Source organism: Pseudoalteromonas ruthenica (assembly GCF_008808095.1).
In the GTDB taxonomy this organism is placed as follows: domain Bacteria; phylum Pseudomonadota; class Gammaproteobacteria; order Enterobacterales; family Alteromonadaceae; genus Pseudoalteromonas; species Pseudoalteromonas ruthenica.
In genome coordinates this window covers 65,899-90,863 of sequence record NZ_CP023397.1, presented here as the reverse complement: position 1 = coordinate 90,863, position 24,965 = coordinate 65,899, and the positions used below count along the sequence as shown (strand labels likewise).

Below are 24,965 nucleotides of genomic sequence, written 5' to 3'. Positions count from 1 at the left end.
TTTCTTTGCCTACTCGACTATCAGCACCTTGGCATGCGGATAGGGCGTACGCACTATGCCATCATCGGCATAAACCTCAACTAAATACCAACCTGGATCACTGACAGTTATCGTGGTCTGTGCTGTGCTTGTCGATGAGAAGGTAGCAGTGGCATTTGTTGGCGGCTCGACTCGCCATTCGTAAGTCAGCGGGTCGCCATCAGGATCGCCTGCGTTAACCACCAAGCGAATGGGCTGATCCGCTTTTAGCTCATCCAAGACCTGCATGCCAAGAATATAGGGCTGGCGATTGGTGCCCGCTTTAACCTGTACCGACATAACATGAGGCTCGCTCGAGAGTTCACCATCAGAGGCCGTTACGCTCAGCGTATAGGTACCTGCCTTATCGAATGTGAGGCTTACTTCATTGTTTTCTATATTGCTAAGCTGCGCCTCACTTTGTGCAGGTTTATTTATCAACTGCCACTGGTAAGTGAGTACATCACCATCTGGATCTTGGCCTTTGGCGATAAAAGAGGCTGTTTTATAAAGTTTCACTTGGCCCGATGATAGCTCGATTTGAGCACTAGGCGCACTATTAGACGATGTGACACGATGAATCAATGACTTTTGGCTCGTTAAAGCCCCATCAGACGCCTGCAGCGTTATTTTGTAATCGCCTGGGTCTTGCGCTAAAAAGGTGGCTTTGGCGCTGGTTTCATTTTCAAGACTGTATGTAGCACCTTCTGGTGCTTCTATTTGCCATAAAAAGTCTAAGGTATCGCCATCAGGGTCTGTAGTTGCTGAGCCATCGAGCGTCACTTGCTGATAGGTTTTGCTTGAGCTTGGAGTGTTTAATAGGCGCACAAAGGGCGCGCCATTATTAGCTGTTGCGGTGATCTCTTTGGTTGCCACAACATATTCTCCAGTGCTTGCCGTGAGTCTCAGTTGTACTAAATAAGTACCGGCGGCATCTGCAGTGAAAAGCGCTTCAACAGCATCGTGAGTAGAGAGTTCGGCGCTGCTACCTTGGGGTTTACTCTTTAACTGCCAAGTAATTCCCACCCCTTCATACAGCTTGCTATTTGCTGCGCTGAGTTTAATTTCGGTGCCCACCTTTACGCTGCTAGGGGCCGAAATCACCGGCTCTAAGGATTGTTCTTGAACTGTAACTGTGCCTTCGGTGCTATGCTGTAACTCACCGTCATCAACAGTTAAGCGAATGGTATACTTGCCCGCTGATTGAGCCTTAAATAATGCCTGAACGCCTGTATGGGCACTAAGTTGAAACTCGGCAGAGCTATTATGAGGCTGTGCTTGCCACTCATAATTTAGCGTATCGTTATCCGCATCGAAGCTTGCTGAAGCATCTAAATGAATAGTTTCGTTCTTACCAAAATGTGTTTGCGCCAATTCAAAGCGCGCCACCGGCGCAGTATTATTGCTACTGTCAGCGACAGTAATGGTGGTTAGCACTTCACTGCTATTATTGTCGCCAGCGTCTATCACCAGCTTGAGCTGATAAGTCCCCGCGACAGTGGGTACAAAGGTAGGCTTCAACGTCTCTTTGTCAGTGAGTTCAACTGCGCCATCTTCAGGCACACTGTGCCATTGCCAAGAAAAACTGCCGCCACGAGGGATCACACTTTGGGTCGCATCAAGCTGTATTCGTTGTCCTCGCTGAGCCTGAGTGACCGCAGCAACATGAGCCTTGGCCGATTGCGAGGTGTTCTCTACAACGGGTGTCGCATCCTTGTTACTGTCGCTTCCTCCACACCCCGATAGTGTTAAACAAAATAATGGGCAAAACAAAGCAAGTCCTTTGTACATTTCTATATCCTTATAAAGTTCCTATAAAAGGAATGCTACATTAAATTTATTTTAATTTCCATTGCAGTATCAATAAGATGATTAATTATTGATACTAATTCAAATATGAAAAATACTAGATATATTGACTTTAATTATCACTGTGTAAAAGATAGACATTACTGACTTTGATAAAAAGGGATTGCCGTTATGGTTAAATACTTATTGGCATTAGCTGTTGTATATTCATGCTCTTCATACTCACACAGCGTGTACTCCAGAGCCAGTGAGTGCGATGTTGACGAGCGTTCGGCGCAATCTGTACAAGTAACATATCGAGCCCGTATGGGGTCATACAGTGACGATGAGCTAATTACACAGACTAAAGAAAAGCTGCTGCATAAACTGCAAGATATCGCCGACAATACCGATGCGGGTATCATGGAAACGGCTGTCAGTTTTAGACGTGATCCGAACTCATCCAATATTGATGCAATTGCGCAAATCGCATCAGTCACTGAATGCTACGGTGATAGATTTAAAATAACGAAAGAGAATATTGATTATTTATCATCAACAGTTTTCAAATATACGAGCAACGACCTTGATATAGAAACTTCATTCACATTACCAGCCGCCCCCCTAAAACAGCTTCAGCAGTTAACACCGACTTTAATTCTCACCGAGGCTTCTATATTTACTTTTAAAATGGGTGATGAATTCGCTCAAGTACTCGAAAAACTAGGCCGTTTTACTATGTTATGGCCGATAAATGACACAAAGTTACTGGCTTTTATTGGTCGCAATCATGTTTTTAGTTTTCACCAAGGTAAGTTAGTGGGTTATCAATACAACCAAGCTTTGTTACCTATTTCGTTAGCTAACCAGTTGGAAATTGTTGCCGAAGACTTTACATTCTCCTTAAATGGAGCACAGTTTGCTTCTACAGTAACCCTTAATGGCCAGCAGGCAGCACTCATTGACTCGGCTTATAACGAACCAAAATTTTTAACACTACAACAAGTTAGCGACCTTGATGAAACGGCGCAGAAGTTAGCTGGGTTTAGTGTAGGCAAGCCCTTCACCGACTTTAGCAAGGTGCAAACGTCTCCTTGCTACCAACACGCCATGACCATTGACGAGTATATTAGTACCTATGGAAACAGCCTAATTCAACTAGTCGATGCTGATAATAAGCGTGCTTTTTTCACCCCTTGTCGGCAAAAAATTGTGATGTCTACTGCCGAGCAAGTGGATCATATTAAACTCATGGAAGACTTCTCCGCCCGCAGGGCAGGCATCTACGGCAAAAACGAGCTCTTCGATACATTTTCAAAATGGCAGTTTGCTGGCCTTGGCCAAGGAGACCCTTATGCAAAGCTTGAAGCCATGGGCAACACTAATCTAGAGTGGGATACCGCTTATGTCACTACAGAAAAATGGCATGGGCAGTTTTTGGTGATTGATGACACCTTGATTAGTGGCAAAGTGTTCCATTAGCTGTGCCGTGGTGTGGGAGCAACATTGTGGGAGCAGCTAAGCTGCTCCTTACCTATTACCACTTCGCCAGCAGCGTTATCGGTGCCCCTTGCTGCAAGCGAGTCACAATATAGGTGTTCACACTGGAATAACTGCCGCCATCAACGCCATTTTCCATATAGAAAATAGCATCTTCGATGCCATCGCCATTGTAGTCGCCTTGGGCCATGAGCGTTAAACGCTGAATACTGCCATCGGTATCGTAATACACCGCTTGGTCTTCACTCGCAGGCTCAACTTTTTTGATTGTGGTCACATCACTCCAGTGCTCGGACTGCGCCACCCGCTCAACCGTATCATTAGAGATAGCGAGGGCGAATTCGGCAGGTAATTCCTTGGCCACTTCTTTACCGTGAGTAAAGTTGATCCAACTGCTGTGAGAGGCTTCTAGTTTCGCCATCGCCTGCCAGGTGTCGCAGATATGTTTGGTTGCTATTACCGCCTCTTGATAAGAGTATGTATCTGCCTCGAAGCCTTCCGCTAAAGCCTTTTTGAGCTCTAAGCAATTCGATACCTCAATAAAGTCCACCCCCTTATTGAGAGTATCTTGGTAATACCACTGTTTGTTGTGAAGTGCGGCAATCTCTGAGCTGTTCTTCAGCTCAATGCGTTTATCAAAGAAGCTACGGGCTTTGTTATCTAAAGTATAACGAGGCTCTATACCTGTCTTTGCACACACGCTCAGTGAACCAAAAAGAGCGGTCACTGTTATGAGGTTTAATTTAGTCACTCTGAGTTTGCCACAGGAGACCTGACTACCACTTCGCCAGCAGCGTTATCGGCGCCCCTTGTTGCAAGCGAGTCACAATATAGGTGTTCACACTGGAATAGCTGCCGCCATCAACGCCATTTTCCATATAGAAAATAGCATCTTCAATTCCATCGCCATTGTAGTCGCCTTGGGCCATGAGCGTTAAACGCTGAATACTGCCATCGGTATCGTAATACACCGCTTGGTCTTCACTCACAGGCTCAACTTTTTTAATTGTGGTCACATCACTCCAGTGCTCGGACTGCGCCACCCGCTCAACCGTATCATTAGAGATAGCGAGGGCGAATTCGGCAGGTAATTCCTTGGCCACTTCTTTACCATGAGTAAAGTTGATCCAACTGGTGTGAGAGGCTTCTAATTTCGCCATCGCCTGCCAGGTGTTGCAAATTAGCTCGAGCGCTTCAATAGCGCCTTGCATTGAAAAGTCTTCGCCCTTGAAACCTTGAGCCTGCGCTTGCTTTAATTGCTCACAGCTTGCAATTTCTGTGCTCTTGCCAGAATCATTTATTAGCGGATAACTAAAAAACCACTTACCACTTGCTAGCGCTTCCACATCCGCTCGGCTATCTAGTGATACGGGATCGACAAAACGCCCCTCAGTTTTATTGGTTTCGCTATAACTTGGAGCAATACTTGGTTGCTCTGTATTTGCGCAGGCTGCAACAGAGAGCAGCATGGCCCCAGATAATAAAAAAGTGCTTTTAGTCATTATGAGTTTGCCAATAAGTTACGAACATACATATTGCGCTCTTCGGAGATGTCTTTACGAGACGACTCGAGCGCGGCATTTTTATAGTCACCCGCGTTAATATAGCGGTTAAAGTTAGGGAAGGTGTTTTTAAGCTTGGTCATACCCAGGTTAAAAATCATATCGAATAGCGCCAATTTGACATTGTCTGGGAAGGCAGCGAACTTATCAGCCCCGTATATTCTTTTTAGCTCCGATTCAAACTGACGAATATGCTTCTCAATCTGTGCATCCATAGTTTGCTCAGACAGGTGTAGTTTGGTTGCTGATTTATAAATGGAAGCGGGGTAATCTTTACCATAGGGCATTTTCTTTAAGCGTGAGAACTCTTCTTCTATTTGCGCGGCAGTAGCCGGCTGCCCGGTGGCATTGACAATAAAAGGTAATTTTTTGGCTTCATCTACGTTACTCAGTAGGTGGCCCACACCAACGGTCGCAAAGCCTTTGGTATCCAAATACATGTGCTCTACGCGGCCCTCATAGCGCTCAATATTACGATAAAGCGACACTTTCAAGGCTCCAGAAACCGGTGTCTGCGCGCTGGCGCTCGCTTGAGAGAGCTTTTCATTTACTTTGCGATGGGTGCGCCCATTTACATCCACTTTGCCGTCGGGACGAACCATACCCACCACTTTTTGTTGAAATAGGTTTATCGCGGCAACGGTTTTTGACTGTTCAGGACGGCTTCCTAAACGACCATCAACGACTAACCGCTGAGTGGGCGCAATGAGTCTCAGTAGAGCGTTTAAGGCTTGTTGTACCGCTTTAATGTCATTGGGATTATTGACACCGTTGATGCCGACAGATTGGGAAATACGCATGGTTGTCATGAGTTCATCCTTGTTAAAAGTATTCCTAAGGCACCTATACGACCATGAAATTAGGCGCTAATTGAGGCAATATTAAACAAAACAGTTAAAAATAGCCAGTTGTCCGTTTAGGTACTTGACGCGCAGCGACATCAAAGCCCCCTTTCTACTCACTGACATAAACTCAAGTGGTTACAAAAAAAGCCGCTCGGTGAGCGGCTAGGTTGGTTCTAGGGATAAACCCTGTCGTGGAGCTAAAAATAATGGCTAAAAGCTATAGCGCGCACCCAAGGTGTAGCGCGGCCCATATTGACGTGCAAATAAGAACTGCTCTTCATATCGACCGTAACCACGTTCGGTTTCATTATTGAGATTCACACCTTCGGCAAACACAGTAATGTGCTCGTCAATGTCATAATTAACACTGATATCCCATTGCCCATACGTGTCGCTATACTGCGGTGGCGCATCTGAGGAGCCCTGGTCCTGGCCCACACCAATAAGATACGAATCACGCCACGCATAAGTGACCTTCACCGATAAGCCATCTTTTTCATAGAAGGCCTGGAAGTTTGCAGAGTCGCTCAAGCCAGTAAGTGGAGCTTGTTGCACCAAGCTTTCACTATCAAACTCGACATCGCCGTCAACAAAAGTCGCGTTTACACCAACACCAAAGCCCGATTCCCCGAACAGGTGCTGCAGCGCCACTTCAAATCCGTCTACCGCTTTGCTGTCGGTATTCTGCGGCTGGCTGATGTTCCAAACAATAAGCGGATCATCACTGCTTGGCTCAATTTTACCTTCGCCATTACCATAGCCTAACGCCAGCATTTCATTATAGATTGCATCGCTGGTCGCCTGCTCGCCACGCCCTTCAATTGCAGCCACCGCCTCACGGTAACGAGGACCATCAAGAATATCGTGCAAACCGTCTATGGTGGTTTCAGTGATGGTTGTTTGGATAAAGTTATCCACGTCTTTTTTGAAGTAACCCAGCGACGCGTAGCTGCCTTCGCTGTAGTAATACTCTAGAGACAAGTCCAAGTTAGTGGACTCAAATGGCAATAGGTTGGGGTTCCCTTGGGCGCCAGTTCGCGAGCCTGGTTTAGGGCTGCCCGTTAAACTACGGCCGCCGGCCAAGTTACCCAAAGGTGCACGTGACATGGTTTTACCCCATGATACCCGCGCTACCAAATCGTCGGTCAAATCCACTTTAGCATCAATCATCGGCAGTAGGATGTCGTAGTCACCCTCTTGAGTCAGGAAGTTATTCGTGCCACCTTCGGCGTATTGCATAATCCACTCTGACGCACTTTCCCAATTCACTTGTTGCTCGACACGCTGGCGTACAATGCTAGTTACATCGGTTTGCTCATAACGTAAACCGGCATTCACTTGCACGTAGTAATTGGCGACGTCGAATTCCCACTGCGTCTGCAAGTAGAGGCTTTGCGTTTGCTCTTCAACGGTGTTCTGACTATCAATACCATCAAAGAAAGGGTCGATAGAATATACATTGTCACCTACTACATCTTCAGTAAGGTAAGCCAGCTGGCGAGCAATGGCCTCATCAAAGTCGTAGGTGTAGTAATAACCCGGTTGTAAGTCACTGCCACCTCCAGCAAATTGATCAAGGAGATCGCCGGTTTCATGGTAGGTGAACATATTATCAGGGAAAATCTCGGGGAACGCCGGATTGAAACCAGGGCCGCCGCGCAGACCGCTCCACGCCGTGAAACCCGTCATGGTTTGCTCAGTGTGCGAGCCACCGAATTGCACCCGGATCAGTGGGATATCAAAGCTGTCGTTGTACCATTCGCTATGCAATTGCGCCTGTTTGATATCCGATTCACCCGGTGAGTAGATGAACTGACTAAAGTTAGAATCAATTTCACTCGGGGCTAAAGTAGTGGTGCCATTTTTCCAGTTTACCAAGGCATGAGGAATGTCCCCTTCACGGTAGTCATAAATTTTATTAATAAGCTGATCGGAGCCCAAGATCACTTGCCCTGCGCTGCCTAGCCCGTCATCGGCACCATTGTCAGTTTCGTTATTAGAATCATGATAATCAACAGCAATCTGCCATTGATCGTTGATTTGCCAATCGACGTTAAGGCCCACAGAACGTGCGGTTACTTCGGTGGTTGAACGGTTGGCGGTAAACGACGCATCATTACCACTAATGTCAGCGAAGAGTGCGGTGCCATTTTCATCAAGCTCGTAGCCGTTAATATTGCCACCAAACTCGTTCCAAATTCCCCAACCAATGCTGTTAGAGCCAGTAATAGCCCGGCTCGCCGTATAATCCAGCGTCACCACAATATCATCGATAGGCGCGTACTGAAGCGTTACCTGCCCGTTGGTGCGCTCGCGCTCTAAGTCTTCAATACTGTAGTTCATATCTTTAGGAAAGAAATGATTACCCACCCGGTTGCCATCAGCGTCTAAAGGGCGGGGATCAATCACACTGCCGTCATCAAGCGACGGTAAATCTACGTTAGCTTGCCAACCTTGAATGTTTGCTTGTTGTTTTTGAAAGTCACGTTCCTGATGCGAGAAGGTAAAGCCAACACCGAACATATCATCATCAAAGGTGTTGCTGTACACCGCAGAAAACTCTGGAGTAACGTCATCCCCTTGTTCATTAGAGGTATCGTGAATAGCCTTGCCGGTTACGGTAAAGTGCTGCCCAGGGCGTTGGAAGGGTCGCGAAGTAACAATGTTAACCGTCGCGCCTAAACCACCGCTGGGGACATCTGCACGCGCGGTTTTAAAAACTTCTAAGGTGTTCACACCCTCTGAGGCGATGTTTTCTAGGTTGTACGAACGCGTGTAACCTGTTCCTGGCATTTGTCGGCCATTAAGGGTGATAAGGTTAAACTCAGGGCCAAAACCACGTACGGTAATTTGGCTACCCTCGCCGTTAGCCCGACTTACTGACACCCCGGTTATGCGCTGCAATGACTCAGCCAAGTTAGTATCTGGGAACTTACCCATTTCCTCTGCAGAGATTGCATCGACAACGCCGGAAGATTGGCGTTTAAGATCCATGGAACGAATCAAACTGCCTCGGATCCCTTTAACTTGAATAACTTCTATTTTCTTTTCTGCATTGTCTTGTTCTGTCTGTGCCCAAGTTGGCATGGCCACACCAAGGCCTGCGGCAAGGCTCAGCGACACTGAGACAGCTAGCGATGATTTCTTAAATGTTGTAGGTTTCATGATTGCCTGCTTATACAAATTGTTGCCATAGGTTGCGGGCAGCGTACTACCCGCACTCAGTGTGTTAAGGGTTCGCTATGACCGCGTTATCGATGCGATACACAGCACCTTCACCCATGCCCCAAGAAGGGAATACCATCACCACATTGATAGCACTGACATCCAAGCCAGCATTGAGTAGCTGTTGTAATGTGAAGGTGTAGGTTTGCCATTCACCCACGACAGGCTCTGCCCCTTCCTGACTGGCGCTGAGCGGCAGTTCCACTGCGGTTGCAGCACCCAATGACTCAATCTTGAACAACCATTGAGCGTCCGGGTTACCCGCATTGCTGGTAATCTTCATTTCAAACTGCACCACACCCTCGCTGAGTAAGCCGGAGGCATCAAATGACACGTTTTCATCTGCTAGGAAACCCATCACGGTTGGCGTCGCCCCGATTGTAAACTCAGCAACTGCGCCATGAGCTTGGTCGTCAGTCACTACAGCAGGCTCAGAGCCACCACAGCAATCCCAAATACTCCACTGCTCAGCAGCCGCGTCTTTGAATAAGGTTAACCCATCATTCTCAGGGTAATAAATTTTGGCGTTATCAATGCGGTATACCGCACCTTCACCGCTGCCCCATGCAGGGAAAACCATTACTACATCAATGGCGCTTAAATCTAACCCAGCGCTCGCTAGGTCAGTCAACGGGAAGGTATAAGTTTGCCATTCACCCGCTTGTGGGGCGTGACCTTCAGCGCTTGTTGTTAAATCAACTTCAGCGGCCGTTGCTCCGCCGCTTGACTCCAACTTGAGCAACCAAGGCGCATCTGGCGTATTCGGCATTGATGTTACTTTCATATCAAACTGCATCACGCCACCTTCAACGATAGCCGTGGCATCAAAGGGGTTATCACTGCCGCCTGCATCGCTGCGCGTATTAAAGCCCATAACGGTAGGTGTAGCACCAATCGCAAATTCAGCAACCAAACCATGGGCTTCATCATCCATGACTTCGATAGGTGTGCTGCCACCGCAGCAATCCCACATCGGCCAATCAACATTTTGGCCATCAGTGAAAAGGTCTAACTGCGGGTACTCAGCGTTTATCTCAACGTTATCGACTTGATAAACGGCGCCCTCTCCAGTGCCCCAAGCAGGGAAGATCATCACCACATCAATTGCCGACACATCAAGGCCAGCATCAGCTAACGCTTGGATTGGAAATGTATACGTTTGCCATTGGCCTACGACAGGAGCTTCACCTTCGGCGCTGGCGCTAAGGTTGAGTTCAACGGCGGAGCCAGCATCAAAGCTTTCAATTTTGAACATCCAAGTGGCATCTGGATTCGCCGGAGCTGAAGTGACACGCATATCGAAACGCACAAAGCCGTTATCAAGCATGCCGGAAGCATCATAAGGCGACGCCTCGCCCTCGGGATCAGTGATAAACTCGCTACGGCTGGTAAACCCATTTACCGTGGGTGCACTGCCGACCACGAACTCCACCACATTGCCTTTGCCTTCTACAGGTACTAAGCTCGGCGTTGAACCGCCACAGCAGTCCCAAGCAGGCCAGTTAGGGTTAAATTGGTCAGCAAAAATAGTCAGTGGATTGATGCCTGTTGATGGCGGTGTAGGCACAGGTGCCTTACCTTCAACTAATGCATCTGCAGGGTCATCATAACCAGGGCGAATTGTTTCGCAGCCTTTGCCTGTATCAGGGTTCGATGCACACTCATAAACGCGCACATAATCAATTTCAAACTTTTGTCCCTCGGCAAAAGCGCTGGCATCAATACCTGTTTGATTGACGTTTTCCGGCCAATCACCGCCAACAGCAAGGTTGAGGATCATATAAAAATCTTGGTCATACGGAGCATTATCCCAATGCGTGACTAGCTCACCACTGCCCTGCTCAAAATACTCAGCAAACCACCCACGATGCTTTAAGCCCACAGCTTCATTTTTGCTGTTATAAAGCACCTCAGAACGGCGCTGAGTAGCGTAAAGGTAGTCGTCCACATACCAACGAATTTCGCCTTCTTGCCATTCGATGGCATAAGTATGGAAGTCATCTGCGGGGTTCTCATCTTGAGGGAACTCATACGCTTTGCCACTGGAAGCATTGTCTGGCCAATCGCGTCCATAGTGCAAAGTACCATGAATATTAGACTCCACCCCCTCATCGGTGGGCACTTTCAGGTTAACAGCTTCGAGGACGTCGATTTCTCCCGACTTAGGCCACGAACCATACACTTCATCGGTGGGCATCATCCAAAACGCCGGCCAACTGCCTTGTCCTGAGGGCAACTTGGCACGAACTTCAAAGCGCCCGTAGGTAAAATCAGCCTTGTATCGGGTGTTTAATCGTGCCGACGTGTAAGGCTTCTCAGCCCCTTCTGATGCTGGTAGAGCAACAATATTGAGCACGCCATCTTCGATGTATGCGTTATCGCTGCTATCGGTATAGCATTGCTTTTCATTGTTGCCGCCACCGGCGCAATTGATTTCATAGTTCCACTTTGAGGTGTCGATGCTTTCACCACTGAAGTCATCTTCCCAAACCATGACCCAGTTGGAGGCAGGTGCACTAACCTCTGTGGTGGTGACATCAGTCTCAGTGGCGGAGCCGCCACACCCAGTCAGTACAGCTAATGAGAGCGCTGCCAAAGCCCGAGTCGTGTGTGTTGCTGCTTTGTTCATTTTGTTGAACCCCAACATTAATTGGTTATTAGTATCTAACTGATTTAATTGTGTTTTTATTATCAACCAGTATTTTGTAAGCGCTTTCAAAAGTACTCAAATAAAAAGCGCAAATTATGTAAGCGCTTTCATAACATATGACATGGTCGTTAAAACGTCAATAAAATGCAGTTATTTTTTAACACAGCGTTAACTATATGGGGACAAATACACGCAACAAAGCGCCCACCTGGGCGCTTATAGTAAGATTCACATTTCCTTATCTATTAAGCAGGGCTTGGCATATAAAATACATTCAACTTATTGCCATCTAGGTCTCGAAAGTAGCCAGCATAAAAGCCAGGGATATCACCACGCTCACCGGGCTCTCCTTCTTCTTTAGCACCAAGAGCAACCGCCTTTTGGTAAACCTTATCAACCAAATCCGGGGAACTGGCCTGTAATGCCACCATAGTTCCATTACCGGCGCTTGCGGGGCTCTCATCATAGGGCGTTACTATCGCTAATCCTGCGCCCACAGGACCAGTCGACCAAGCGATTAAGCGCTCATTCTCCATAAACCGTGCTGCACCGAGTTGGCCCAATAAAACATCATAAAAAGCCGCAGCCTTTTGCAAATCATTTGTACCTAAAGTGACATAGCCAATCATGTTGTGTTCCTTTTTTTGTGATGCAAGATGCTCATCAAGCATATACGGGGATAAACCAAGCGCCAACCCATATCTATCACCCGTGCATTATCAGCTCATAAGAGTTCAAACGCGCTTGTTGATCATAAATAATATTGTGTAGCATGATTTCGTCGGCCCCTGTACGCGCCTGTAACCCACGCAGCCCGGCCTGGACTTTCTCTTTATTACCGATGATTGACTCGCGCAACATCCGAGTCACTTGTTGACGTTCAAGGTCGGTCCAGATCGCATCCATATTGTCGGTGGGAGGAGGGATCAGCCCCTCTTGCCCCCTGATCATACTGACAAACTTTTGCTGCCCTGTGGTTGCGAGAAACTCGGCTTGCTCGTTAGTAGCAGCGGCAATGGCATTCACCGCTACCATCACATAGGGAGCACTCAGTTGAGCGCTGGGCTGAAACTGTTCACGATACAATTCTATCGCGCGCATCATAAAGTCAGGGGCAAAGTGCGCAGCGAACGCAAAGGGTAAGCCTTTTTGTGCCGCGAGCAAGGCACTGTAAGTGCTTGAACCAAGTAGCCACAACGGCACGTGAGAACCGACTCCAGGGTAAGCTCGAACGCGTTGGCCAGGTTGCTCCTCACCAAGAAAATACTGCAGCTCTTCGAGTTGTGGCAACAAATCTTCCGCAGCCTTTGCATCACGTCGCAACGCACGTGTTGTTGCGCCATCGCTCCCCGGCGCACGGCCAATGCCTAAGTCGACGCGCTCAGGAAACAGCGCTGCCAAGGTGCCGTATTGTTCAGCGACAATCATCGGCGCGTGATTGGGCAGCATCACACCCCCAGAGCCAATACGTATACGCTGAGTATGAGCGCCGATGTACGCCAGTAAGGTGGACGTGGCAGCGCTGGCTATGTCGGGCATATTATGATGCTCCGCCATCCAAAAACGATGGTAACCTAAACGTTCCACATGTTGAGCAAGCTCCTTAGCGCGGGCAAACGCTTCATTGGCGTTGCAGCGTTGCACCACGGGCGCGAGATCAAGCACACTGAGCTTAGCAATAGCGGTCATTATTACCTCTTCATTTAGCACGTTCTACATTATGTTGATAGGGCCACCTTAACAACATCTCTACCGATACAGCAGCCACAATATGGCATTATCATGATGCTATTTCGGCATCAATATCGTGAGGTAACCGTGCCTGTAACCCAATTAAAACCGTGTAAAAGCTACTAACCTGGGCCTTATGCGTTAGTTTTATTCCGCCATTCAAGGCCCAGAGTAACTATTGATTGAGCACAACTGCTTTTTGTTTTTCCTCCTTAGAGAAAATCAAAGCATCATTTAATGCATCAAAAGCGAATTCACTTGGTTGCTCTACCTGTAAGTGACCAGCCACCACGTCTTCTAGTAGACGTTCACCGTCCCTTACAAGGCGCTGCCACTGAGCGCTATCCCCATAGTCATGCAGTGCCCCTAAGGCAATTTCATGGTATGAAATAGTACGCGTAAATGGCGCATCCACGGGGTTATCAATGCGTCCTAAAATACTGATAACATGGCCATTGGCCTGCAGCAGTGGCACAAGCTCCCTTGCCGTATCCGGGCCATTAGCATCAAACAGTGCAAAGTAACCGCCCGCGCTGGGCGCTTGACGAAAAACTGCATCTATACTCAGTTTATCCGCTTGCTCTTGGGTTAAACTTTGCGATAAAACATGCACTTTAAAACCACTGTGACTCAGCATTTGGGCCAACAACTTGTTCACTGCCCCCATACCCGTTATCAGTACCTTAGCACCTTTAACTGCGGGGATTTTGCTAAACGCTTGCCACGCAGTCAGCATCGGACATGGTAAAGCGGCAGCCACCGAAGGACTCAAGCTTTGTGGTATGCGCATCACCCGGTTCGCAAATAAAACGGTGTGTTCAGCAAAACTACCATCAAGGCTTAAACTGTGATGATAAGCCACTATTTGACCGACTAATTGAGCGTCAACTCCCGCACCTACGGCCAGCACTTCGCCGGCACCATCAACGCCCGGAGTGTGACCCTTGGGCCAAGAAATAGGATCGGCATCAATGAATTTCCAATCCACAGGATTGATGCCGATGGCAAGGTTGCGCACCAGAATCTGTCCAGCCTTCAATAGAGGTAAGGCTTTGTAGTCTAATTGCAGGGCATTACCTGCCCCATTAAACTGCCATGCATGGGTCCGCTCTACCATATTTAAATATCCCACTTGGGTGAAAAATCAGGGTCGGCTTGACGGTCGTTACAATCAAGGGCATCTATTCTGGCGATGTCTTCAGCGCTTAAAGTCAGTTCCAGCGCCTTAAGATTTGTGGCTAAATTGGCTCGTTTGGTCGATGATGGAATTGTCACCAAACCATGTGCTAACTCCCAAGCCACAACCACTTCGGCGGCGCTGACGTTATGTTGTTTAGCAATAGCTAAAATAGTCTCGTCTTTCAGCACTTTACCCACAGCAAAAGGCATGTAGCCGGTCACTGTGATTCCTTGTTGCACACAAAATTCACGCACTTTTTCATTAGTCAAATAAGGATGAACTTCAATTTGGTTATTGGTCAACGAGCCCTCTGGTAAGATTTTTAGCGCTTGTTGAAGTTGGGCAATAGTGAAGTTAGATACACCTATGTATTTAGTCAAACCCAGCTCTTTGGCACGATGTAATTCACCAAGGTATTCATCCATTGGTTCACCGCCCTCAGGGCTTGGCCAGTGAATTAACAGTAGGTCCACGCTATCAAGCTGCAACTTTCGTAAACTTTCTTTAACGCTGTCAATAAAGCCTTCTTTATTGAGCTTATCGTTCCACACTTTAGTTGTTACAAAAAGCTCTTCACGGGCAATATCGCTATCTCTAATAGCACGACCTACAGCTTCTTCGTTGCCGTAGATTTGCGCAGTATCGATATGCCGATAGCCCTCTTCAAGAGCCATCATTACACTCTGATAAGCGACTTCGTCCTCTAGTCGAAACGTGCCAACGCCTAGTTTAGGTAAAATTGATTGATTCATATAGTCTCCTTAAAAATGAAAATGCGGTAATACCTGTTTACCGATGCACTCGAGTGCCCATTCAACGGGCAAGGTATTTCGCCTAAAATGCAAACCAATATGGTTTACACCTACTTGTTGCATTGCCTTTAGTTCAGTGATGAGTCCATTTACGCCAGTTTCAATCCCGAATCGGTGACGTGTTATTGGCGCATCAGGCTCATCCAGCAAATTTAAATGAATAAAGCTCACGTAAGGCTTTTCGCCAGCAACATTACGCCACTGTGCTACTCGCTTTTTATGATCTTCAGGAGTACCGGGGTATGCCAACCAGCCATCCATATTTTGTCCCACCCACATTGGTGACTGCTGGGCGAGACCCGCGACATATAAGGGCGTGTTAGTCAACTCCGGCAGAACCTTTTGCCCTGCTTGTAAGGGCCGCTTGGGCTCACCTTTGAGCACCGCCACAGCTTCTTGAAAGCGGGCTCCCCGTGAGGGAAAGTCAATATTAAATAAAGGGTATTCACTAGGGCGATCACCACTGGCAAGCCCTAAGATCAACCGCCCTTTACTGAGGCTTTGTATCGTGGCGGCGGCTTTTTTTACTAGCCAAGGCTGGCGAAGAGGCAACACCACCGCAGCTGTGCCAAGCATTATGCGTTCAGTTTTAGCCGCCAGATAACCTAGATAACTAAAAGTTTCAAATACTTGAGCAGCATCACCAAAATTAGGGTCATAAATAGGCACGTCACGAACCCAAGCGGCGAAGAAGCCCATTTTGTCGGCTAACTGAATACGCGCTTCATGATGACGCATATCTGGAATGCCAAAAGGTCCTGAGGTATTGGTTTCAAAACGAGCCCAGTCATTATCCAGCGGCAACTCCACCCCGATAGAAAAGGGTTTTTGTGCTAGTTTATCCAGGCTCATACCAGATCCTGAGCACGCGTTTCGTCGCGCTTATCAAGATGACCACTCCAACGCGTTGCCACCAAAGCCGCTACGGAAATCATAGCCCCTATCCAAGCAGTGTCTTGCAGGCTCATACCGTCGACAATCGCACCGCCCAATACAGAGCCTACAGCAATCCCGATATTAAACGCCGCAATGTTTAGGCCTGATGCTACATCTACGGCATTAGGGGTGTATTTTTCTGCAAGTTTTACTACGTACACTTGCAACCCAGGAACGTTGCCAAAAGCAAAAGCCCCCCATATCAGCACGGTGATCACCGCTCCCACTTTTGATCCCATAGTGAATGTGAATACCAATAAAACTAGAGATAAAGCCGCAAAAATCAGCGTAAGGGCGTTAATCGGACCTTTTTTGTCGGCTAGCTTGCCGCCATAAATATTGCCCACGGCCACAGATACACCATAAACCAGCATGATCAAACCAATGGCTGACGGAGCAAAGCCGGCTTCTTGCTGTAAAATAGGCGCCAAATAAGTAAATGCAGTGAATGTGCCGCCATAGCCCAAAATAGTCATGACATACACCAATACTAATCGCGGTTGAACAAGCACTTGCAACTGCTCTTTGATGCGTGCCGGGCGACCTTGTTTTAAATTCCCCGGGACCAGCACAGCACTGCCAATGAGAGCGATTAGCCCTAAGGCAGAAACCACTAAAAAGGTTGCTCGCCAACCGAAGTTTTGACCAATCCAAGTACCCAGCGGCACGCCTGTGACTAGGGCTACTGTCAAACCGGTGAACATGACTGCGATGGCACTAGCTTCTTTTTCTTTACTCACAAGGCCTGTGGCAATGGTTGAACCAATGGAGAAAAACACGCCATGGGCCAACCCAGTCAGGATGCGCGCCGCAATTAAGCTTTCGTAGCTCGGCGCTTGCCAAGCCAAAATATTTCCTCCAACGAACAACGCCATGAGGCTAAGAAGCACGCTTTTACGCTTCCACCGTCCGGTGAGCGCGGTCAGCACTGGTGCGCCAACAGCCACGCCAATGGCATAAAGGCTAACCAATAACCCAGCACTTGGCAGGGTCACATTTAAATCTTGTGCAATAGTCGGCACTAATCCTACTATTACAAATTCGGTAGTACCTATAGCAAAGGCACTCAAAGTTAAAGCGAGCAATGCAATGGGCATTTATTTTCCTCTTCACTGCGAGTTTAAAAACAATGCCGTCATTGTGGGAGTAAATTTATTTGCAAAAAATAGCAGCAGTGACAAAATACTTTTGTGATAAATGAAAAGGTAAGCCGATGCCCGTCAATGCTAAAACTGAAGACTTAGAAGCCTTTGTGACCGTAGTTGATACTGGAGGCTTTTCTGCTGCGGCACAATTACTCGACCAACAAGTTGCCAAAGTGTCCCGAGCGGTAACCCGTCTGGAGCGTACTTTAAATGCCACCCTACTAAATAGAACCACACGGCGAGTAGAGCTCACAGAAGAAGGAGAGTTGTTTTTGAGCCACGCTCGCGATGGCTTGAATATGCTGGCAAAAGGCGAAGAAGCACTGCGTTTGCTGGGCCGCTCTCCTTCAGGAAAATTACGCGTTGATGCCGCCAGCCCATTTGTTTTTCATCAATTGACCCCTTTGATCAACGATTTTTGCAAAACCTACCCAGATATTACTCTAGAGCTAACCAGCCACGACAGTATTATTGATTTGCTTGAGCATAAAGCCGATATAGCCATACGTATTGGTGACCTTAGTGACTCAAATTTACATGCTCGACGACTAGGTAAAAGCCGCCTACACATAGTGGCAAGTCCTGAGTATTTAGCTCATCATTCCCTTTCAGAGAATATTCAAACTCTGCATGAGCAGCGTTTAATCGGTTTTAGCGATGCCCCACACCTTAACACTTGGCCACTCAAAAGCCCGCAACAATTGCGCTTTGCTATCAGTGCTTCCAGCGGCGAGACTGTGCGTCAGCTATGTATAGCGGGTCAAGGACTCGCATTGTTGTCGCATTTTATGGTTAAAGACGACTTAGCCGCCGGGCGCTTAGTGAGCGTACTCAACAACCATATTTTAAGTCCTAATCGACGAGAATCTGTACAAGCTGTTTACTACCGCAACAGTGCAGTGTCTTCACGAATATCTGCCTTTTTAGATTTCATTGAATCAAGGTTGTGCCTGTAGTTACGTATTTCACAAAAGTGTTTTTCATTTATTGCGGTTAATGATGACAATCATCTGCGATACGCTGTGCTCAGCACAACTTTAGGAGGTCTTATGAATTCACTTTTCCGCCCCATTACCTTAGCCGGTAAAACATTAAAAAACCGCATTGTTATGCCACCGATGACACGTTCGCGTTCAACCCAACCGGGTGACATCGCCAATGACTTAATGGCGACCTACTACGCGCAGCGTGCCAGTGCCGGACTGATTATCAGTGAAGGGACGCAAATCAGCGAACTAGGTAAAGGCTATGCCTGGACCCCGGGGATCTACACCCCAGAGCAGGTTGCCGGTTGGCGCAAGGTCACCGACGCCGTCCACCAAGCCGGCGGTGTGATGTTTGCCCAGCTGTGGCATGTCGGCCGCGTATCCCATAAAAGTAATACTGGCGGCAAGCAGCCCATTTCATCGTCTGCAATTCAAGCCAAGGGGGTGAAGGTGTTTATCGATGACAATAACAACCCAGGTTTTGTCGAGGCGCAAATGCCGCGTGCCATGAGCGTTGCAGAAATCCACGAGGTCATCGCGCAGTATCGCCACAGCGCCCAATGCGCCAAAGAAGCAGGCTTTGACGGCATTGAGCTGCATGCTGCCAACGGGTATCTAATCAACCAGTTTTTAGACTCACAAGCCAATAACCGCAGCGATGAGTATGGTGGTAGCCTTGATAATCGCCTGCGCTTTTTGCGTGAAGTCGTCAGCGCGGTCAGTGAGGTGTTTGGTGCAAACGCCGTAGGGGTCAGATTAGCACCGTTAACAACCTTAAATGGCGCGGTAGATGACAACCCTCAAAGCACGTATGTGGCTGCAGTGCAGGCTCTTAATGAGCTTAACGTTGGCTATGTCCATATTGCGGAGGCCGACTGGGACGATGCGCCTTTAATGAGCGCGCAGTTTAAGCATGCTATCCGTGATGCCTTTGATGGACTCACTATTTACGCGGGTAAATACACCAAGGCGCGCGCCGAACAAGCACTAGAGGACGGTTGGGCCGATATGATTGGCTTTGGTCGCCCCTTTGTTGCCAACCCGGATTTACCGCAGCGCCTTAAAGCAGGTTTGCCTTTAGCAGAGCATGATCCGCAAACATTATTTGGCGGTGGCCCAGAGGGTTATACTGATTACCCCAATGCGACCACTTAATGTTCGTTCTCTTTAACGCTCACATCGGGGCGAAAATTAAAGTAAGACTCTTCTATCAGCGTGCGGTACACACCGGCAATATTTTGCGCTCGCCACTGCTGGTACATGGGCAGGTGGCTGAATTCAGGAAAATGTAGCTGTTGCTGCATTTTCGTCAAAGTATGGCCCGCCAACAGCGCGTCACGTACGCTATTATAAAGGGTCTTCAGGTAGGCAAGGTAGCGACGCACGTCGCCCTTGTCACCCATTTGTGCATGTCCCCCTACCAAAATATCAAAGTCATGGCTTGCGAGTAATTGCTCTGTAGAGCGGATCATGCCGTGGATATCATAACCTTGCAGATCTTTATAAGGCATGCGACCTAACACCACCCAGTCGACCACAAACATAACGTTTGCAGGCATGAAATGCATACTCACATTGCCGCGCCCATTATTGGGGCCGAAATAACTAAGCTGTACAGAGCTTTGTCCAAGCTCAGCGGTGAAAGAATCAGTGAAGGTAACGTCAGCAAAGCGCACGGGAGCTTTGGTCCAGCGCATGTCCTCATCTGCATAACGATGAGCAACAACGGTAGTCTGTTCATCGACCAGAAATTCGCCACCGAGCGTGTGGTCAATATGGTTGTGACTGTAGGCCATGAACTTAATGGCAACACCAAAACGAGAGTGAATCGCCTTTTTCAGCCATTTCGCCGCATCAGCATTAATAGGATCAGTGACAAATGCCCCCTTATCAGTGATCATAAAGACGCTGTGGTAGTGGCCTGCACTAAATCGATACACGTTATCTTTAACTTGCTCAATCACATAAGACTGAGCGCTGCTAGCAAAACTCACCACCCATAACAAACACATCAACGCCTTATACATAAAACTCTTATTGTTCATTCACATTGCTGATAGTTTAGTCTACTGTGCAATTAGCTGTAGCGATCAAGTGATGCTTGTGTCGCTGTAATAAAAATAAAACATCGCGTCCTTATGATGGTTAAAAACCTAAAAAAGGAACTAACTCTATGCGCTTTTCTCTCATTAGTTGCTCGTTGGCGGCGCTTTTATTAAGCGGATGTAACAGCAGCTCAGATTCTGATCCTGTGGTGGTTGAACAGCCACAAACAGCCACTCCTGCTTCAGTGCAACTGGGCCCTCGCCCATTTGCGCTGGTTGATGCCATGGCTGCGGGGCCACTTAAAGAAGCACTGCAAGCATGTGCCGACGACAATTTCGTGGCCAGCGACTTTTCCATTGGCCACCGTGGCGCACCCATGCAGTTTCCTGAGCATACCCGTGAAAGTTACATTGCGGCAGCGCGCATGGGTGCAGGGATCTTAGAATGTGATGTCACCTTTACCGCCGACAATGAGCTGGTCTGTCGCCATTCGCAGTGTGATCTGCATACCACCACCAATATTCTAGAAACCGAACTTGCTAGCAAATGCTCAGAGCCTTTCACTCCCGCCGCAGACGGCGTACCCGCAAGCGCCCAGTGTTGCACCAGCGATATCACCTTAGCCGAGTTTAAAACGCTCAAGGGAAAAATGGATGGAGCGAACCCAGCAGCAACCACTGTCAGTGAATATATGAAAGGCACTGCACCGTGGCGAACCGACTTATATGCCGCTCGCGGTACCTTGATGACCCACCAAGAAAGCATTGAATTGTTTAAATCACTGGGCGTAAAAATGACCCCAGAGTTAAAATCACCTAGCGTCAGTATACCCTTTAATGGCATGTCGCAAACCGATTACGCATCAAAAATGCTGAACGAGTATGAACTTGCGGGAGTTGCTGCCGACCAGGTGTGGCCGCAATCATTTAACCGCGATGATGTGTTGCATTGGGTTAACACTCATCCAGAATTCGCCGCACAGGCCGTTTACCTTGACGGTCGCGACGCCGAGCCGGGCTTTGATCCAAGTAATGCGCAAACCTGGTCACCCAGCATGGCTGAGCTGGTCAATCAGGGCATCGAAGTTATTGCACCACCGATTTGGATGTTACTTGATTTAGATAACAATAATCAGATTGTTCCCTCGGCGTATGCCAAAGCAGCCAACGAGGCAGGATTGAAAATTATTGCTTGGTCATTAGAGCGCTCTGGGCCGCTTGAGAGCGGTGGTGGCTGGTACTACCAATCAATCACCGATGCCGTTGATTCAGATGGTGTGATGATGCAAGTGCTGGATGTATTAGCGCAAGATGTTGGCGTCATCGGTGTGTTCAGTGACTGGCCTGCGACCACTACCTATTATGCTAATTGTAAGTTAGCCAACAACGACGCCTAGCAGCGCTTATATCACAGTAGCGAGGCACCTAGCCTCGCTGCGGTGCTTTCACCCCCACCTCACTCGCCCCGCCGGTAAACCAACAGCCTGACTAATTCCCTGGTATTTCGACACCACTGTGCACCACAGTGATCAGCCAATACCGTCTGAGAGTATAATTTTGCACTGCGCGCTACAAATCCGTACCATCAACAAAAAATGCACAGAAAACGTATGCTTAGACCAACATTCTTATCTCTACTCGCGTTTACACAAGTGGCACTCGCTCAAAATGACTTAGCCGAGATTGAACGCATCACGACCACGGCCTCGCGATTGGCGGTTTCAGGTGACGCTATGGCATTGAATATTGCCACCATCAATGCTGAACAACTGGCTATCCTTGGCAGCACACACATTGAAAAAGCCATGAAACAAATCGCCGGTGCCAATTTACAACACGGTAACGGCCAAGAATATTTACCATCATTGCGCTCTCCGGTATTTACCGGCGGGGGCGCATGTGCCGAAGTGTTGGCATTAGAAGATGGTATTGCCCTGCGTGCAGCCGGTTTCTGCAACGTTAATGAGCTGTTTGAAGCGCACAGTGAAATGGCTGAGCGTATTGAAGTGCTTAAAGGGCCAGGCTCTGCGCTGTACGGCTCAAATGCTGTGCACGGGGTAATTAATGTGATTACCCCCGATACTACTTATGGGGGCGGCTTCGCTGGCCTCGATGTGGGCTCGTATGGCTATAAACGCGCAAAACTGCGCGCCGGTAAAGATTTAGGCGAGCAAGGTTTTGGCATTAATAGCAGTGTTACCCGTGATAGCGGCTACCGCGATGATGAGAGTGTCGAACAAGAGAAAATCAACCTGCGCTATCGCTATAGCGGCGATACCTTGAGGGTGCAAACCGGGCTCACCTACACCCATCTAGACCAACAAACAGCAGGCTATATTGAGGGTTTTGAAGCCTATAAAAATGAGCAAGTGGCACAGCAAAACCCCAACCCAGAAGCCTTTCGCAAAAATCGCGCGACGCGGCTATGGTCGCAATTTACTTGGCAAGCAAACGGGCAATCCACCTGGATGATCACCCCTTATGTGCGCGACCAGCAAATGACCTTTTTAAAGCATTTTTTACCGGGTAAACCGCTGGAGGAAAATAGCCAGCAAGGGTTTGGCCTACAAACGCTTTGGCAAACCCAACTCAACAATTCTTGGCAACTAAACCTAGGCATAGATGGTGAGTACACCCAAGGCGACGTGCTGCAATATCAACACCAGCCAACCACCGGCTCAGCCTTTTTACAGGCCACCGTACCACAAGGAAAGCATTACGATTACAGCGTTGATGCAACATGGTATGCCCCTTTTGCGCAGCTCTCTTATCGTCATTCGGCCTGGTTAGTGACTTTAGGAGCACGTTACGAGCACATCGACTACAACTACAACAACCATATGCTCGCTGGGCGTACCCGTGACGATGGCAGCGAATGTGGCTTTGGCGGTTGTCGTTATTCACGCCCCGCGAGCGGCGACAACAGCTTTGCCGATCTCTCCCCGAAGCTATCGCTGAGCTATCAGCTGAGCCCTGAACTTATTGCTTACACTAATCTCGCCAAAGGCTACCGCGCGCCGCAAACCTCAGAGTTATATCAACTCCAGCGTCAGCAGCAAGTGGCCGATTTAAAAAGCGAAACCATCAATAGCGTGGAGCTGGGTGTAAAGGGGGCTTACAATTCAGTGCGCTTCAACCTGGCTGGCTACGTGATGCACAAAGATAACTTTATTTTCCGCGATAGTGACTTCTTTAATGTCAGTGACGGTGAAAGTAAACACCGAGGTATTGAGTTAGAACTACGCTATCAGGCTAGCAGCCGGGTAATGCTGCAACTTGCACTGAGTCGGGCGCTGCACACCTATGAGCACCAGCAAGTCATCGCTGACACTCAACTCAAGGGAAACATTATGGACACCGCGCCCAAATGGGTGGCAAATACTCAACTGCATTGGCAAGTCAGTGACGATGTCGATGTTGCCCTTGAGTGGCATCACGTCAGTGATTATTACACCGACCCACAAAATTTACACCGCTACAGTGGTCACGACCTCATAAATATACGCGGTGCATGGCAAGTGAATAAGGACTGGCGAGTGATCGCTCGGGTCGAGAATGTTGCTGACACAGCCTATGCCGAACGTGCCGATTTCACGACTTTCAGCGGCGATCGTTACTTCCCCGGGCGCCCGCGCAGCGTGCTATTTAGTATCGAAAGGCAGTGGTAACTTATTAGCTTAGTGCACTTAAGAGTATACCGGGGTCAGAGATCCCGGCCTCTTTAAGTGCTTCAGTGACCGCTTGGGTCATTTGCATAAGCTGTACTTCCATATTGGCAACAAGATTACGCTGTGATTCGAGCATTGCTTTGTGCGCTTCCTCATCATTGGGGTCTTGCTCGTTTTGCAGAGTTCTCAACCTTTCACGTGCTTGGTCTATTTGCTCTTTTACGCGCTCGATTTGTTCTAGCATTTTCTGAATATGCGCGGGCAGTTGCTCGCGCAAGCTCTGCTTAATGTCCGCCTCAGCCTGAGCTTTGGCTTGATTATGCTGGGGTTGCAGGCGTAAAGTGCCCTCAGATTGAGGCGTTGTCGGTATAGATTGTGAGTAGGAAGAATCAATGCGCATTGCGCGTCCTTGGCGTCATGGCTCGCTTTTAAATACTATCGGCACCGACTAGGGACACTTGAGCCAAATTTTATCGGACAACACATAATGAAGTTTATATTGCAGCTTTGCAAAGGTGTTTGCAGCTTACTCTTTGTCTGCGCTGTCGCACTGCTCTGTTGGCAAGTGCAAACTCTTTGGCCTAGCGTCTTCTATTTATGCATGAGCACAATAACCTTTGTGTGGTTTTGGCATGATAAACGCGCGGCGCAGCGCCAACGCCCACGTACACCCGAGCGTGACTTATTAATATGGTCGCTATTCGGCGGCTGGCTAGGAGCCCTTGCGGCGCAAACTTGGTTGCGTCATAAATCGCAAAAGCGCGCCTTTATCATAAAGCTATGGGTGACTATTTTGGTCCATTGCTGGATGTTTATTATTGTTGCAGTACAACTGATTTTGAGTAGCGATGGTTTATGGTAGTCATACTTTTGG

20 protein-coding genes are annotated in these 24,965 nt (G+C 48.2%); 6 read left to right on the top strand and 14 right to left on the bottom strand.

The genetic code is table 11. The features are described 5' to 3' along the window. Positions 1-9 precede the first annotated feature (9 nt). Positions 10-1,809, bottom strand: coding sequence for a PKD domain-containing protein (locus PRUTH_RS15770; protein ID WP_151173816.1), 1,800 nt, complete (start codon positions 1,807-1,809; stop codon positions 10-12). 189 nt (positions 1,810-1,998) lie between these two features. On the opposite strand from PRUTH_RS15770, the gene PRUTH_RS15765 reads away from it, so the two are divergent. Next, entirely contained in the window at positions 1,999-3,288 is a 1,290-nt protein-coding gene (locus PRUTH_RS15765) for a hypothetical protein (protein WP_151173815.1), read from the top strand. A 55-nt stretch (positions 3,289-3,343) separates the two neighbouring features. Here the strand turns inward: PRUTH_RS15765 and PRUTH_RS15760 are convergent, their stop codons facing one another. From PRUTH_RS15760 to PRUTH_RS15710, 11 genes are all read right to left on the bottom strand, one after another. Next, the gene (locus tag PRUTH_RS15760; protein ID WP_151173814.1) at positions 3,344-4,057 is read right to left on the bottom strand and encodes a hypothetical protein; all 714 of its coding nucleotides are present in this window, start codon (positions 4,055-4,057) and stop codon (positions 3,344-3,346) included. A 25-nt stretch (positions 4,058-4,082) separates the two neighbouring features. Beyond that, on the bottom strand, positions 4,083-4,808 hold the full coding sequence (locus PRUTH_RS15755) for a hypothetical protein (protein ID WP_151173813.1): 726 nt from the start codon (positions 4,806-4,808) through the stop codon (positions 4,083-4,085). After that, positions 4,808-5,677, bottom strand: a complete 870-nt coding sequence (locus tag PRUTH_RS15750; protein ID WP_151173812.1) for a lysozyme family protein — start codon at positions 5,675-5,677, stop codon at positions 4,808-4,810. Before PRUTH_RS15750 ends, PRUTH_RS15755 begins: the two co-directional genes overlap by 1 nt. 246 nt (positions 5,678-5,923) lie before the next feature. Further along, positions 5,924-8,878, bottom strand: coding sequence for a TonB-dependent receptor (locus PRUTH_RS15745; protein WP_151173811.1), 2,955 nt, complete (start codon positions 8,876-8,878; stop codon positions 5,924-5,926). Positions 8,879-8,942: 64 nt separating this feature from the next. Next, positions 8,943-11,567, bottom strand: coding sequence for a glycoside hydrolase family 16 protein (locus PRUTH_RS15740; RefSeq protein WP_045980063.1), 2,625 nt, complete (start codon positions 11,565-11,567; stop codon positions 8,943-8,945). A gap of 266 nt (positions 11,568-11,833) precedes the next feature. Next, positions 11,834-12,217 carry a VOC family protein gene (locus PRUTH_RS15735; RefSeq protein ID WP_053909492.1) on the bottom strand — a complete coding sequence of 128 codons (384 nt, stop codon included), beginning with the start codon at positions 12,215-12,217 and terminating at the stop codon, positions 11,834-11,836. Between the two features lie 76 nt (positions 12,218-12,293). Beyond that, on the bottom strand, positions 12,294-13,277 hold the full coding sequence (locus tag PRUTH_RS15730) for an LLM class flavin-dependent oxidoreductase (RefSeq protein WP_151173810.1): 984 nt from the start codon (positions 13,275-13,277) through the stop codon (positions 12,294-12,296). Between the two features lie 217 nt (positions 13,278-13,494). Beyond that, positions 13,495-14,436: an alcohol dehydrogenase catalytic domain-containing protein gene (locus PRUTH_RS15725; protein ID WP_151173809.1), complete on the bottom strand. Its 942-nt coding sequence runs from the start codon at positions 14,434-14,436 to the stop codon at positions 13,495-13,497. Between the two features lie 2 nt (positions 14,437-14,438). Next, on the bottom strand, positions 14,439-15,251 hold the full coding sequence (dkgB, locus tag PRUTH_RS15720; RefSeq protein ID WP_151173808.1) for a 2,5-didehydrogluconate reductase DkgB: 813 nt from the start codon (positions 15,249-15,251) through the stop codon (positions 14,439-14,441). Between the two features lie 9 nt (positions 15,252-15,260). After that, positions 15,261-16,163, bottom strand: coding sequence for a TIGR03571 family LLM class oxidoreductase (locus PRUTH_RS15715; protein WP_151173807.1), 903 nt, complete (start codon positions 16,161-16,163; stop codon positions 15,261-15,263). Further along, positions 16,160-17,344 carry an MFS transporter gene (locus PRUTH_RS15710; protein WP_151173806.1) on the bottom strand — a complete coding sequence of 395 codons (1,185 nt, stop codon included), beginning with the start codon at positions 17,342-17,344 and terminating at the stop codon, positions 16,160-16,162. Before PRUTH_RS15710 ends, PRUTH_RS15715 begins: the two co-directional genes overlap by 4 nt. A gap of 116 nt (positions 17,345-17,460) precedes the next feature. Between PRUTH_RS15710 and PRUTH_RS15705 the strand changes: the two genes are divergently transcribed. Further along, positions 17,461-18,348 carry a LysR family transcriptional regulator gene (locus PRUTH_RS15705; protein ID WP_138508161.1) on the top strand — a complete coding sequence of 296 codons (888 nt, stop codon included), beginning with the start codon at positions 17,461-17,463 and terminating at the stop codon, positions 18,346-18,348. Positions 18,349-18,441: 93 nt separating this feature from the next. After that, positions 18,442-19,533, top strand: coding sequence for an alkene reductase (locus tag PRUTH_RS15700; RefSeq protein WP_151173805.1), 1,092 nt, complete (start codon positions 18,442-18,444; stop codon positions 19,531-19,533). Here PRUTH_RS15700 and PRUTH_RS15695 read toward each other — a convergent pair. Next, complete coding sequence (locus PRUTH_RS15695) at positions 19,530-20,423, bottom strand: MBL fold metallo-hydrolase (protein ID WP_218939711.1); 894 nt, start codon at positions 20,421-20,423, stop codon at positions 19,530-19,532. The two genes, PRUTH_RS15700 and PRUTH_RS15695, sit on opposite strands and share 4 nt — an antisense overlap. Positions 20,424-20,551: 128 nt before the next feature. Here PRUTH_RS15695 and PRUTH_RS15690 point away from each other — a divergent pair, with 128 nt between their 5' ends. Together PRUTH_RS15690 and PRUTH_RS15685 are read left to right on the top strand one after the other, a co-directional pair. Then, positions 20,552-21,820 (top strand): glycerophosphodiester phosphodiesterase family protein, encoded by a 1,269-nt coding sequence (locus tag PRUTH_RS15690; protein WP_151173804.1) that lies wholly within the window; start codon positions 20,552-20,554, stop codon positions 21,818-21,820. A 213-nt stretch (positions 21,821-22,033) separates the two neighbouring features. After that, the gene (locus PRUTH_RS15685; RefSeq protein ID WP_151173803.1) at positions 22,034-24,091 is read left to right on the top strand and encodes a TonB-dependent receptor; all 2,058 of its coding nucleotides are present in this window, start codon (positions 22,034-22,036) and stop codon (positions 24,089-24,091) included. A 4-nt stretch (positions 24,092-24,095) separates the two neighbouring features. Here the strand turns inward: PRUTH_RS15685 and PRUTH_RS15680 are convergent, their stop codons facing one another. After that, on the bottom strand, positions 24,096-24,491 hold the full coding sequence (locus PRUTH_RS15680; RefSeq protein ID WP_151173802.1) for a hypothetical protein: 396 nt from the start codon (positions 24,489-24,491) through the stop codon (positions 24,096-24,098). Positions 24,492-24,692: 201 nt separating this feature from the next. On the opposite strand from PRUTH_RS15680, the gene PRUTH_RS15675 reads away from it, so the two are divergent. Continuing rightward, on the top strand, positions 24,693-24,953 hold the full coding sequence (locus PRUTH_RS15675; protein ID WP_170268983.1) for a DUF1294 domain-containing protein: 261 nt from the start codon (positions 24,693-24,695) through the stop codon (positions 24,951-24,953). Positions 24,954-24,965: the final 12 nt, after the last annotated feature.